This is a genomic window from Methanofollis sp. W23 (assembly GCF_017875325.1).
Lineage (GTDB): Archaea > Halobacteriota > Methanomicrobia > Methanomicrobiales > Methanofollaceae > Methanofollis.
In genome coordinates, this window is record NZ_JAGGMN010000001.1 from 2,606,488 (window position 1) to 2,619,672 (window position 13,185).

14 protein-coding genes are annotated in these 13,185 nt (G+C 58.9%); 9 read left to right on the plus strand and 5 right to left on the minus strand.

Annotation, left to right across the window (positions count from 1 at the left end):
• Positions 1–1,397: 1,397 nt before the first annotated feature.
• Positions 1,398–2,669, minus strand: coding sequence for a DUF1015 family protein (locus J2129_RS11305; RefSeq protein ID WP_209630961.1), 1,272 nt, complete (start codon positions 2,667–2,669; stop codon positions 1,398–1,400).
• A gap of 78 nt (positions 2,670–2,747) precedes the next feature.
• On the opposite strand from J2129_RS11305, the gene rimI reads away from it, so the two are divergent.
• Together rimI and J2129_RS11315 are read left to right on the plus strand one after the other, a co-directional pair.
• Complete coding sequence (gene rimI / locus J2129_RS11310) at positions 2,748–3,209, plus strand: ribosomal protein S18-alanine N-acetyltransferase (RefSeq protein ID WP_209630962.1); 462 nt, start codon at positions 2,748–2,750, stop codon at positions 3,207–3,209.
• Positions 3,210–3,549: 340 nt separating this feature from the next.
• Positions 3,550–3,765 (plus strand): hypothetical protein, encoded by a 216-nt coding sequence (locus J2129_RS11315; protein WP_209630963.1) that lies wholly within the window; start codon positions 3,550–3,552, stop codon positions 3,763–3,765.
• Between the two features lie 11 nt (positions 3,766–3,776).
• Here the strand turns inward: J2129_RS11315 and J2129_RS11320 are convergent, their stop codons facing one another.
• Positions 3,777–4,703, minus strand: coding sequence for a methyltransferase domain-containing protein (locus J2129_RS11320; RefSeq protein WP_209630964.1), 927 nt, complete (start codon positions 4,701–4,703; stop codon positions 3,777–3,779).
• 122 nt (positions 4,704–4,825) lie between these two features.
• On the opposite strand from J2129_RS11320, the gene hmgA reads away from it, so the two are divergent.
• A complete protein-coding gene (gene hmgA / locus J2129_RS11325) occupies positions 4,826–6,034 on the plus strand; it encodes a hydroxymethylglutaryl-CoA reductase (NADPH) (protein WP_209631342.1) in 1,209 nt (402 codons plus the stop codon).
• Positions 6,035–6,977: 943 nt separating this feature from the next.
• Here the strand turns inward: hmgA and J2129_RS11330 are convergent.
• A complete protein-coding gene (locus J2129_RS11330; RefSeq protein ID WP_209630965.1) occupies positions 6,978–7,592 on the minus strand; it encodes an FmdE family protein in 615 nt (204 codons plus the stop codon).
• Positions 7,593–7,897: 305 nt separating this feature from the next.
• On the opposite strand from J2129_RS11330, the gene J2129_RS11335 reads away from it, so the two are divergent.
• The 6 genes from J2129_RS11335 to J2129_RS11360 are packed head-to-tail and all read left to right on the plus strand — an operon-like array spanning position 7,898 to position 11,554.
• Positions 7,898–8,437 (plus strand): hypothetical protein, encoded by a 540-nt coding sequence (locus J2129_RS11335; RefSeq protein WP_209630966.1) that lies wholly within the window; start codon positions 7,898–7,900, stop codon positions 8,435–8,437.
• Complete coding sequence (locus J2129_RS11340) at positions 8,434–9,465, plus strand: hypothetical protein (protein WP_209630967.1); 1,032 nt, start codon at positions 8,434–8,436, stop codon at positions 9,463–9,465. Before J2129_RS11335 ends, J2129_RS11340 begins: the two co-directional genes overlap by 4 nt.
• The gene (locus tag J2129_RS11345; RefSeq protein ID WP_209630968.1) at positions 9,459–9,965 is read left to right on the plus strand and encodes a hypothetical protein; all 507 of its coding nucleotides are present in this window, start codon (positions 9,459–9,461) and stop codon (positions 9,963–9,965) included. Before J2129_RS11340 ends, J2129_RS11345 begins: the two co-directional genes overlap by 7 nt.
• A complete protein-coding gene (locus J2129_RS11350) occupies positions 9,953–10,315 on the plus strand; it encodes a hypothetical protein (protein WP_209630969.1) in 363 nt (120 codons plus the stop codon). The genes J2129_RS11345 and J2129_RS11350 overlap by 13 nt, the downstream gene beginning before the upstream one ends.
• The gene (locus J2129_RS11355; RefSeq protein WP_209630970.1) at positions 10,293–10,739 is read left to right on the plus strand and encodes a hypothetical protein; all 447 of its coding nucleotides are present in this window, start codon (positions 10,293–10,295) and stop codon (positions 10,737–10,739) included. Before J2129_RS11350 ends, J2129_RS11355 begins: the two co-directional genes overlap by 23 nt.
• Positions 10,739–11,554, plus strand: a complete 816-nt coding sequence (locus J2129_RS11360; protein ID WP_209630971.1) for a hypothetical protein — start codon at positions 10,739–10,741, stop codon at positions 11,552–11,554. The genes J2129_RS11355 and J2129_RS11360 overlap by 1 nt, the downstream gene beginning before the upstream one ends.
• 21 nt (positions 11,555–11,575) lie before the next feature.
• Here J2129_RS11360 and eif1A read toward each other — a convergent pair whose 3' ends face one another.
• The gene (gene eif1A, locus J2129_RS11365; protein ID WP_281069824.1) at positions 11,576–11,905 is read right to left on the minus strand and encodes a translation initiation factor eIF-1A; all 330 of its coding nucleotides are present in this window, start codon (positions 11,903–11,905) and stop codon (positions 11,576–11,578) included.
• Positions 11,906–12,087: 182 nt separating this feature from the next.
• The gene (locus tag J2129_RS11370) at positions 12,088–13,185 is read right to left on the minus strand and encodes a DMT family transporter (protein ID WP_209630973.1); all 1,098 of its coding nucleotides are present in this window, start codon (positions 13,183–13,185) and stop codon (positions 12,088–12,090) included.

Sequence of the window (13,185 nt, forward strand, 5' to 3'; positions counted from 1 at the left end):
TCTGTTGCGACGAGAGGGGATCATCCGCCCTTCGAGCCGCCACTCTGAATGAATATCACTTGCGTATGCGTGAAACCGGGGGTCATGCCTGATTCTCCAGGGGGCCTTACAGCAGATCGCCCCTCTTTTCAACAATTTTCAGCCGCTTTCGGAAGGTGCTGACACTCTATAACGGGCTAAAAGTCATTCGATTCTGATTTTATCCGTCAAGTGATGAGATCACGCGGTCGCTTACAACATTTCGCATTGTGCACACACCCTGACACCTGGAGACCGAGACCATATGCTGTGGGTGTGTATTGCTGTACTAAGTACAGAGAGAGACGCGTCTCTTTCTCTGTACTTAGTACAGTACGATCCAACCCCCCTCCTTGCCATTTGATCTTCGCGGCACCTGCTGAAAACCTACTGAAAATGCTGTAAGTATCGGCCTGGGCCACCTGTTGTCATGAAGAAAAAACAATTGAACCTGGAGATGAGGGAGAACCTGCGCCTCCTGTTCATCCTGATGCGTCACTCACTCCGGATACATCTCTCGCCCTTGATGTTCGCGGCTGTTTGGCGGTGCGTCGAGAACAAAAGGCTACCAATATTATTTGAATGATAACTCTCGCGATAGAATGCGTCGGGAACGATACCATCTTCTCTCCCCTCTCGTCTCTCTATAACTTCTCGCCAGGGCTCAATTGAAGACTCTCGTCTTCTCACTGACGCTCGTTCCCCCCGGACCTCCGGGATGAAGAGTGGGCCGAGAAGGCGGAATAGACGAACATGAAGAGGGCGTTGCAGTACTCGGCCCTATCGTGTGGTGAGGGTGTGACCGGAGGGAGGTTGAGAACGTCGGCTCTGTAGAAACCGTCTTGAAACCGTCTTGATGGGTCTCCTCGCCGAGGGGCTCGCCGCCCCCCCCCACACCCCCGCACGAGGCTAGGCAGAGGATGGCAATCCCCTCTTTATGATCATTGATAGTGCCTTCCCTGCTCTCTCTTCATCCTGGGGGTGCGGGGGGCACTCGCCCCCAGCGAGAAGATGGGGGAAGGCGATAGAATCACGCCCGCACGAAAAATAGATGAGGGTTTCTACAGGGCCAGAATATCTTTGATCTTCAAGGGGTGAGCGGAGCGAACATGAGATAATTTTCGATTTATGAGGGATCATGGGGCGGCCACCCCCCGCCAAAGAAAACTTCCAGAGGGATTCTACTACAAAGCCAGATTTTCTTTCAGCAGAACTCTTTGATGCCCCTGTTCCCCGTGTTGCGGTGCCGTGAAAAGAGGGATTGTCATGAGAAAGGGGATCAAGGATCCCTCATCTCCTGGGAGTTCTCTCCTGAACAGTTGTTCATGAGGTATACGTGAGGGGAGGTGTCCGCTTTACGGACACGTCTACACGCCAGGTTATTCCTTCTTCCCCTCGCCCAGGGTGTGGATCACCAGGCCTGAGAGGAGTTTTGGCTCAAACCAGGTCGACTTCGGGGGCATGACCATCCCGGCGTCGGCGATCTCCATCACTGTCTCGACGTCGACCGGCTGCATCGAGAAGGCAAGGGCGAACTCGCCTGAATCGACCCTGGCTTCGAGGTCGGCCAGCGGCCTGGCCCCACCGAGGTACTGGAGCCTGGGGTCGGCGCGGGGGTCGGTGACGCCGAGCATCCCCTCGAGCGCCTCTTTCTGGAGGGCCGAGACGTCAAGGGAACCGGTAAGATCCTCGGGGTTCTCGATCGGGCTCGAGATCTCGTACCACTCACCGCCGAGGTACATATGGACGACATGCGCCCCTTCGACCTCGCGCAGGGGGGCGATCTTAAAGACCGTGTCGTCGATCTCGCCGTATGGCCGCACCTCGAACTTCTCCTTGAGGGCGGCAAGGAAGGACTCAGGGGTATACTTGCCCAGGTCGGTGACCAGCCTGGAATAGCCGTGGATCTTCACCCGCTTGTGGGCGAAGAGGATCGTCATGATCCGCCCGTCCTCTGGCTCGTAGGTCCCGGCCTTTCTCCGCTCCTCGGCGACGGTCACCGCGGACCGTGCCCGGTGGTGACCGTCGGCGATATAGAGGGCCGGCACCCTGGTGAAGGCGTCCTCCAGATAACTGAGGCTGACGGGATCGCTGACCTTGAAGAGTTCATGGACCACGCCGTTCTCGGTCTTGACGACCGCATCGGGTTTGCCGTCAGGGAGGATCGAATCAAGGTACCCAAAGATCTCGCCTTCGTCCGGGTACAGCATGACGACCAGTCCGGTGTTGGCGTTCGTGGCGGCGATGTGTCGCGTCCGGTCCCGCTCCTTGTCGTAGCGCGTGTGCTCGTGTTTCTTGATGGTGTCTTCAAGATAGTCGTCGACGTCCACACAGGCGACAAGCCCGAGATAGAGGTTGCCGCCCTGTTTTACGCGGTACAGGTACATCGAAGGTTTTTCGTCGCGGCAGAGGATCCCCTGGTCTTCCATCTCCTGGAGGTTCTCGCGGGCGGTCTCGTAGATCTTCTCGTCGTCGGCCGGGATGTCCCTGAGCAGGGCGTCAGTCCTGACGACCCGCAGGAACGACTTCGGATTTTTCTTGAGGATCTCTTCGGCTTCGTCTGTCGTCACCACATCGTACGGCACTGAGGCGGTCGCTGCGGCCTGTGCGCGTGCTGGCCGAAGTCCTGAGAATCGGTATATCTTCACCATGGGGATCACAGTCTCCTGAAAGGTGGTAGTAGTTTCACCTGCGTCAATATATTAGCTCATGGGGTGTACTCTACTGCAATGTCTGAGACCAGGGTGTTCCTGCGGCGAGCGGTGGTTGCCGACCTCCCCACTGTCGCCGCCATCGAGCGGGAGTCCTTTGTCGACCCATGGAGCGAGGAGACCTTTCTTCAGGCGCTGGAGGTCTGGGCCGATATGTTCTTTGTGGCCCAGGTGGGCAATGAGATCGCGGGGTTCATCGTCGGAGGCCTGGAAGATACCGGGGATGCAATCTATGGGCATGTCTGCAATTTCGCGGTGACAAGGACCTACCAGGGGCACGGGATCGGCCGTCTCCTCCTCCGCCGTGCCGAGCACCAGTTCGCCATCCGCCTGGCCGAGGGGGTGCAGCTGGAAGTGCGGGTCTCGAACACCCATGCACAGTCATTTTACCAGAAAAACGGGTATCAGCCGGTGTTCGTCGTCGCAGGATATTATGCCAACGGCGAGGACGCCATCCTGATGATGAAGTGGTTTTTTTAGGGGGATCGGGTGGGGCACCTCCTGTTCTTGAGGACATCCCAAAACTCCCTATCCATACATTTTTCAAAAATCGCGATGAAGATGGTGGAGACTCCTCCCTCCTCCATGACATGCCCACGCCTTCGTTGCCTTCCCATACCCTCACGCTAGGGGCGTGCCGCCCCCCGTCAGAGAGTTTCATCAAGAGGATTTCTACAGGGCCCAAAGAACGCAGCCCTCAGCTATGACATCAGGTGGAAAACCCGTAATTCGTTCCATCTCACCCGGAACGAATGGATAACCTGCACAAAAATGAAAAATTGGTTTTGTAGAAACCCTTGCGTATCCTGGTGTGAGCGTGATGTATCCGCTTTCTCCCCTGCTCCCGCCGGGGGCGGCCCGCCCCCCGGCGAAGAGAACGATCAAGAGGATTTCTACAAAGCCGAAAAATTATTATTTTTACCTGGTCTCCGATGCAAAATCGTCAGAACCAGAGATCCACTTTTTCAGAGGAGAACGCCCGACTGAAGAGTATCTCATGCCCAGTGAATATATTGCATCGGTCCCGTACACCTAGGAGCGAACCCCTCATTCCCTGACCACGATCTCGTACACCGCATGCCACTCTGCTGGCGAATAACTCCGCACCCGACGTTCACGCACCTCCGCGACCGGGAAGGTTTTGATGGCATCGAGATGCTTCCCTTCCTCGTCCACCAGGGCATAGAAGTGGATCGTCCCCCCTGGGCGGCAGAGGGCGAAGGCGGCCTTGAGGAACTGGACCGACTCCATCGGGAGGTTCATGATCACCCGGTCGAAGGTCCGGCCAAAGACGCCAGGGAGGTGGGCGGCGTCGGCATAGACTGGGATGACATTGGTCTTATGGTTCTTCTCGATATTCTCGCAGAGGAGGGAGACCGCCGCGGGGTTGAGGTCGGCGGCCACGACACGACTGGCATGGTCGGCAAGGGTGAGGGCGAAGGGTCCGACGCCGGCAAACATATCGACGACCCGCTCGCCTTCGTCCATCTCGGCACAGACCCGCTGGCGTTCGGTGGAGAGGCGGGCCGAGAAGTAGGCACCGGCAAGGTCGACGACAAAGTGGTGGCCGTGCTCGGTGACCACGGTCCTGGTCGTCTCCTCGCCGGCGAGGACCAGGAACTCTCTGGTCCTGAACTCCCCTTCCACCGGTGAGGTGGGGTAGAGGACGGTGTGGAGTGAGGGACGGGAGGCAAGGAGGTGGGCGGCACCAGCCCGGTCCTCCTCCTGCATGATCGCGATCCCGCCGACAAGTTCGTGCCTGGGCAGGACCTCGTGATGGGGGAAGGGTTTGAATTCCGCTTCCTCGGCCCCTTCCACCTCTTCGACGAGCGGGAGGAGGAGGTCGTCGCCGTCGGCACAGGGGCGCACGCTCCGGTCAAGGAGTCCTCCGGCGATGAGGGCCTGCCTCTCGTCTTCCGCACGCTTTTTCTCCACCCGCAGACACCATCGCCGCACTCTCTCTTCGTCCTCCATCGTATACTATCTCTCCCTGGCTCAGTCACCAAGAGGGCTCAGATATCCTCATCGAAACGGGTGGAAACCCCGGATTAAAGGATTCCATAAATTCAAAAGGTATCATGTCCCTCTATACTTCCATGGAAGATGCTCTTGCAAGACTAAAAAAAGGAACCCTCAAACTCTATGCCCTGGAAAAGGAACTTCCGCCCAAAGAGGCGGTTCAGGTGCGGCGGACCTTTGTCGAGGAAGAGAGGGGGGCGGACCTGGCGGCTCTCGGTAGTTTTTCCATCGGGCTCGACCGGGTGGTCAGGCGGAACATCGAGAATATGATCGGGGCGATCCAGGTGCCGGTCGGGGTGGCAGGGCCGGTGCAGGTGAACGGCGAGTACGCGAGGGGCGAGTACTATCTGCCGCTTGCCACCACCGAAGGGGCGCTCGTCGCCTCCGCCAACCGGGGAGCCTCGGCGATCACGAAGGCGGGCGGTGCCGAGGTCAGGGTGGTCAGGGACGGGATGACCCGGGCGCCGGTCTTTGCGGCCCGTGACGTGGTGCACGCAAAAGAGGTGGCAGACTGGACGACCGCACACATCGCCGACCTTGCCGCGGCCGCCGAGAAGACCACCTCGCGGGGTAAACTCCTCTCGGTCACTCCTTATGTCACCGGCACCAGCGTCTTCCTCCGTTGCGCCTACGACACCAAGGACGCGATGGGGATGAATATGGCGACCATCGCCACCGCCGCGATCGCCGATCTCGTCGAGGCCAGGACCGGGGCGCGGCTCATCGCTCTTTCGGGCAATATGTGCGTGGATAAGAAACCGGCGGCGATCAACCTCATCGAGGGGCGGGGCAAGACGGTCGTCGCGGGGGTCAGTCTCTCCGCCGACCTGATCCAGCGGGTCTTCAAGACCGACGCGGCGACCCTGGTCGAGGTCAACTACCGCAAGAACCTCATCGGGTCAGCGCGTGCCGGGGCGCTGGGGTTCAACGCCCATGCGGCGAACTTGGTCGCCGCTATGTACCTTGCCTGCGGCCAGGACCCGGCCCATGTCGTCGAGGGGAGCAGCGCGATCACCACCGTCGAGGCGACCGATGACGGGGTCTATATCTCGGTCACCCTCCCGGCCGTCCAGGTGGGGACGGTCGGCGGCGGGACCGGGATCGATACCCAGGCGGCGTGTCTCCGTCTCCTGGACGTGGCAGGTGGCGGCGAGCCAGAAGGAACGAACGCAAAGGCCTTTGCGGAACTGGTGGGGGTCGGGGTGCTTGCCGGTGAACTCTCGCTCCTCGGGGCCCTTGCCGCTCATCATCTTGCACGAGCACACAAAGAGCTCGGGCGCGGATAGGTCGCTCACCGTTTGGATGGGGGCCGTCCCCCCGCACCACTTTTTTTGGGCTCTGTAGAATTTTTCATGAGGCGAGCGCCCCCCTCAAGCATACGCGATGAAAAATCAGATCAGATCTGGATCGATTCTTGACCTTCATCCTTGCGTTCGTGGAGTGAATCGAAGTCGAGTGTCATGCCGCCCCTACCTATCCTCGTCGTGGGGGTCCGGGGGCATGGCCCCCGGCGCGAGATTGCGGGAAAGATTTGATGATTTGAGGCGGCAGTTCCATCTGAATAATTATCTATCCTCTGCTTATCGGCTTCAACGGAATATGGCGAGTTCACACTCTCATGCAAACCTGAAGAAAGGATCGTCAGGATCATTTTCATAGTAAATTCCCTGGATGGTCATCTCTACGGGGGACTTGCCGCCCTCATCGCAGAATCTTCACTGCCCTCTCACGCCGGGGGGTTTCACCCCCCGGGCTCCCACGGAGCGAGGATAGGTGGGGGCGGCACAATGATTGAGTTCTGTTCGCTCACCGGACGTAGGGAGATCGGCTTTGTAGAAACCCATATCTCTTCCAGGTGTGAGTGTAACCTGATCACCTTCCCTCATGCTCTCGCCGCGGGCGCTGCCTGCCCCCGGACCCCCGGGATGAAGATAGAGACGGGAAGGCAGAGTACATGGTTCTTGAAGAAGAGATTTGCCGCCCTCGACCCATCGTGCGGCGGGGGGACCGGGGGGTGCACCCCCCGCCACCGAGAGGGATCAGGAGGAATTCTACAGAGCCGGAAAATCAAAGATCGATCTGTTCTCACACCGCGGAGTTACATGGATGTCCATCACGTATGCGTGAGTCCAGGGCCCGTGCCTGGTATCTACAGAGCGGATGTAACAACGTCTTCCCGCTGTCGTGTAGCGGCACACAATCTTCATCTGCTGTTCATGGGGCGTGCGTTCACCACCCGCGGGTGTACTCCCCGGCGCAGGGCATGCAGAGGACCTTGCCGTCGACGAGTCGCGCCCTTGCCTCTGAGACCTGCTCGCCGCATTTCGCACAGGTATAGGACCGAAAGATCCTGGCCCGCTCAGGCACCTTGGGGGTGACTTCATGGACCAGGAAGATCTCCTCTGCGGGCCGCGTCTTGATCGCCTCGCAGAGGGTGTGCAGGTGATGGACATAGGCCTCACGCTCCTCCTGTGTCGCCTCACCTGAGCGCACCTTCCCCTTGAGGGAGTGGAACTCGGGGTCGAGCGAGTCCATCGTGACGTCTCCTCTGCTTGCCACCCGCACGGCCTTGCCGTTCGTCCTGTTGATGAAGGTCCAGGCGTTCTTCCCGAAGTCCCTGAGGATCAGGTTCCCCTTCCCGACCGTGCACCCGGTCATCACCTGCACGGCGTCGACCCCGCAGGCATCGTTCTCCACGATGGTGACCAGTTCTTCGTCAGGGGCACGGGTGGCGCCGACCTGCTCCATCCCAATGAGGGCGGCCCGGTAGCCGATAGTGACGCCAGGGCAGAGATGGCCATGGAAACGGACAACATCGTCAAAGTCAGGGCATGCACAATCCATGTTCATAGATCTTGCCTGATCAAAGATACTCTTTGTGATCGATGGCGGCACCAGTCATATTTGGTCACACCGTCCCTCGTTAAAATAGAACATGCCCTCCTTCCTGCCCCCTGGTATCCCTGTCCGACCAGGGTCTTTCTCTTGCAGGCACAGGGCAGGGACCAGACCATACAGGGCGTCGTCGTGGCCCCAGGCCGTGGGGAGATCACGCACAGATCTACGAAAAACAATGAATTAAGGCCATAGGAGAAGCAATCAAATTTCGAATATCTTATATAGCAATCTTCCCAAAATGGATCATTCATATGAAACTCGCGCACCTCGCCCCCCTCCTTGGCCTCTGCATCCTCGTCCTTTCCTGGACCTGCGGCTGCACCTCGGCGCCAGACGGCGGGGGCGGGATCCAGGACATTACTACCGAGCCCACCGTGGAGCGGATCGGACTCGAAGAGGCACTTCGAGATCTTGAAGTCCTCGACGGTGAGGGACTCGAGGATCTGACCGGGATGGAGATCGTCACGGTGAGCGGGTCTGGTGTGGACTCAACCGGGAACGCGACCACATGGACGCTTGGGGTGCGGCAGGCCGAGAACACCTCGCTCATGGTCCATTCCCAGAGTGGATGGTCGCGGTATGTCTGGCATGGTCCGCTCCCTGATGGACGGGTGGAGATGGAGGCAACCGTCATGCCCGCGGCCCTGTACCAGGGGCATGCCGACGAGATCAAGGGCCTCGGCGAGGTGACCGACCTCACGCTCATCGACGGGGTCTACACGATCAGGTCTGAGGAAGACCAGACCAGGTCTCTCACCTTTGATGCGCAGGGCACGGAGGCGGCTGCATGAGCCTGCGAGACGACGACTCGGCCCTCCTCTCCATCGACTTTCTCGCGGGGTTCACGGTCTTTCTCCTCGCCTTCATCGTGGCGGCCTCGATGGTCCCTGGCATGCTTGCCTCGCTCCAGAGTTCGACCGTCGACCACGACGCCGTCGCCTACCGGACCGGGGTGATCCTGGCCGAGGATCCAGGGTGGTGGTTCGACGAGGTGACGATGACCGGGCACACCCACTGGGAAGGTGAGCGGACCGCACTCGACTCCATCAAGCGGATGGGACTTGCGATCTCAAAGGACACTCCAGGCATCCTCTCGATGGGGAAGGTGGACCGGTTCTTCAACCAGACCGAGTACAATGCCAACCCGGAGTTTTATTCCAGCAATCTCTTCTTCTCTGACTACCCGTACGCCTTCAACATCTCGCTGAAGGAGGTGGAGAGTGGCGACACCTATACCATCGGGTCGCCTGTCCCGAAGGACACCACCGACTATGGGTCGATCAGGCGGATGGTGATGCTGAAGGAGGTGGGGCCGGTGGTCCTGAACTCTTCAACCCTGAATAGTTCAGGTATTACCGGCGCCAAGACCTTCGCGATCAGGCTGGACTTCTCTGAGATCATGAATCAATCCCTGGCCTACCGGGTCGACCCCTATGAGGACAGGATCGAGGTGAGACTTGAAGATCTCGATCATTATTCTGGCAGCGAAGATGTCATGTTAGAGGATTTAGATCTCTACCGGGGACCAAGCAAGATCCCCACCAACCGGCTCAAGGACACACGGTACTCCATCTTGAAAGTCGGCGATGAGATAAAAAATCCAGATACAAAGCCGTCTATTATAGCCAATAACATCTCCCTCATCCTGGAGCCAGGCTTCTTCACCTATGACATCGTCAAGCCGAGCCAGACTGTGGACATAAAGTTCACCTTCAACAAAACTGCCGACGCTAGTTGGACATATCTCAACGGCACCTATGATTACGCGTCCACCCCCTCCCCCCTCAAACCCGCCGTCCTGGAGGTGGCCATATGGTAGACGACTCGGCCCAACTCTACACCATCGAGGGATTTGCCGCCGCATTCATCATCCTGGCGACTGCCTATCTCATCTCAGGGACGACGAGCATCTACACTCCGGGCGATTCGCATATCACCGACATGCAGCTTGAGCAGATCGGCAACGACGTCCTGGCGGTGATGGACACGCCGACGATGGAGGACGGCGAGAGCGAACTTGTGGGATATCTCAAAGATTGGAACACTAATGATTTTAACACCACTTTCCTGAATCGTCTGAACAGTCGAACATCAGGAAAAGACACCCTCCAGTTCGCTGCCTCGATCTCGTACCGTGACGTCGACAATGTTGTACAGAACACACCGTTCATCTCATCGCAAACACGGACCGGCTACGAGCAGGCGGTGCGGGTGACGCGGCTGGTGACGGTGCCAGAAGATAATCCCAGGCCGGAGGGGTGTCCACTCCAAAATCGTGAGCAGGTCGTCCTCCTGGAGGTGTTGATATGGAGAAGTTAAACGACGAGGCACAATGGATCGTGCTGATGGGTTTCATGGTGGCGGCGGCCTTCTTCTTCCTGGCCCTTGTCATCAACCAGTCCACCCTGGTCGGGCAGACCACCGCCGAAGGGGTGCTCGAGTTCCCGAAAGAGGAGATCAGGGACGTGAAGAGCGAGGTGGCCGCGATCGTCGCCGCCGACAACGCCGACGAAGAACTCTGGGAAGACATCGAGGCGCTCTATATTGCACGCAAGAACGCCGTCGTGGATATTAGCGAATCTGTGAACATTGGTGATACCACATTCACCGAGGTCAAGATCCACTTCAACAACGGGGTGACCGAGTATGATGAGACTGCACACTACTGACGAGGAAGGGGTCTCCAACCTGGTGGAGTACATGATCATCTCGGGGATCCTGGTGGTCCTCCTCATCGTCATGACCTTTGCGGTGAACGCGATCTTCATGGAAGGCCCTTCTGACCGCCTCGCCTACCACTCCTTCACCGATATCGGCAACGGGATCTCGACGCGGATCGTCGATGTCTACGTGCTCGCCCCTGACAATGGCTCGATCGTCACCGCCTTCGACATCCCAGACGACGTCGCCGGGCAGGACTACCAGGTCAGCCTCGATGTGGGACACACTGCCGACCAGCAGGTCATGGTCTCGCGGGACAATGTCATGAGCGAGATCTCCATCGCCGGGATAGGGGCGACGATGGGGGTGGCCGGGGACACCACCGGGAGCGGGGTCAACAGGATCACCTACAATTCTGAGGGGTTTGAATGATGAGGTCAGGTGAAATCAAGAACGAAGACGGGGTCTCAGAGGCGATTGGGTTCATCATCATCTTCGGACTGGTGATGACCGGGATCGCCCTGATCACCCTGTACGGCTACCCGATGCTCCTGCAGCAGCAGAGCAACGCCGACGTGCGCAACATGGAACAGACTGCAGTGGTACTCCAGAACGACATCAAGAGTCTCTGCTACAAGAACGTCCCCTACAAGGAGACCTCCCTCCAGGTGGGCGGCGGGGTGCTCGCTGTGGAGAACCGCACCGAGACCGGGGAGCGGTTCAATATCAGTATATTCAGGAGTGGTGAAACCATCAATGAATCAGCCACAGATCTCATCCATAGAAAAGAATACTCGCCCTTCAGCCCTGGCGCCTTCGTCTACTCCGCCGACTCTCAGGATGCCACCATCGCCATTGAGAACGGGGCGGTGATCAGGGCGCAGGCAGGTGGGTCCTCGATGCTTGCCGAACCGCGGTGGTACATCGATGAACAGGAGAACAAGAAGACCTTTGTCATCAACCTCGTCGCCCTGAACACAAGCGGCCCTATGGCCAGGAGCGGGATGGGGAACGTGCGAATGAAACTTGAATCCTCGGCGCCGCCGCTGATCCTTGACCTGCCCGACGGAGAGACTGTGAAGGTCACATATCCCACAGATAAGACAGAAGGGTTGAGCTTCTCAAAGGCCTGGGAGAACTATCTCACCGGCACACTGGGAATGGCAAAAGGTGGGAACTCTTACACCCTCGAAAATGTCAACAAACTCATCGTCAAAAAATATGAGATCCAGGTGCTCGGTATCTGAGCACCAGGAAGAGATCTTTTTTTACAGGTATCCGTGACCGCGGAGCCAGTCCACCTGCGGACGGGTATAGCGGTAGATGATATCGCACTTTTCGGCCTGGAAGTCCCAGGGCACGACGATCAGGGTGTCGCCTTCCCGGATCCAGACGCGCTTTTTGATCTTTCCCTTGATCCTGCCGACACGGGTCGTGCCGTCGAAACAGCGGACACGGATATGGTTGGCGCCGAGCATCAAGTCTGCGCTGGCAAACATCTCCTTTTTCTTCCTGTTCGGCAGGCGGACCCGTACGACCTCTCCGTCATTCATGTTCTTCTTCTTTTTTTTGTTTCTGTTGTTTCGGAAATTACTCAGGTAATCAACTCCAGGTATCAGATCTATTCCTGCACCCTTTTTCTGCTGAAAGAATATAAGGGTATCTTCTTCATGGGGTGATCCGGCCATCCTCTGCATGAAGTTTGCCAGAACATGGGAGAAAACCCGGAACGATGAAAAAAGTGGGTACATAACCCCATCTCGCTCTCCTGAAGAGGTGGTCACGAGTGACGGTGGCTGTGACGGTGATGGATGTCAGGGACATGGGGGTGGTCATGGACCATCTCCTGGTGGGCGTGGCGGTGGGAGTGGTAGCCCCAGGCATCGAGCGGCGGGGTGCCAGGCGGATGGGGGTGGCCGTCATGGTGAAGGTCGTCGTGCCGGTGCCGGTGCTCGTGGACCACCGCCTCGTGCCGGTGGGGATGGGAGTGTTTCTCGGTGACGAGGAGCCAGGCACCGACGGCCATCACCGGGAGGGCGAGGTAGAAGGCAGGCTCGATCGGGACCGCGTACAGCAGGAACGACGCCGCGACTCCGAAGAAGGGGGCGATGGCCACGATCGACCCGGTCCGTGCTGTCCCGACGGTCCGCAACGAGAGGATGAAGAGGATGCTGGTCAGGCCCCCATAACTGATGCACCCGACCGCCATCGCCGCAAGACAGACCCGCGGGGTGGGGAAGGGTTCGGCGAGGAAGAAGGCGACGATGAGGGAGAGCACCCCGGCGCCAAGACCCTTGACGGTCACGATGGCAAGGGGATCCCGGGCTGAGAGGTTTCTTGCAAAGTTGTTGTCTATGCCCCAGAAGGTGGCGGCAAGGAGTACGCCGAGGGCGGCAAGAGAGAACCCTGCGGCACCGTTGCCTTCCCAGGAGAGGATCGCACACGAGGCGGTGATCAGCCCGAGCGCCGCCCAGGTCCGCTTCCCGACGGCTTCGGCAAAGACAAACGCGGCGATCCCTGCGGTGGCCACGGCCTCGAAATTGAGGAGGAGGGAGGCGGTCGCGGCCGGGGTGGACGCAAGGGAGCACATGAGCGTGACCGGCGCAAGGAACCCACCGAAGACGACGACCCCTGCAAGCCAGGGGAGGTCGCCCCGGGCGAGAGGGGCCTCGGTCTCGTCCCGGTCGCGGCCAAGGGCGCGGCAGGCAAGGAGGTAGAAGGCAAGGGCAAGCCCGCTCCCGAGGTAGAAGAGCCCGGCCAGGGTGACTGGGGCCACATCGCCGAGGAAGAGTTTGGCCACAGGCGCTCCGCTCCCGAAGAGAAAGGCCGCGACAATGGCATAGAGATAGGAGAGACGACGGGTGTCGAGCGTACGCAT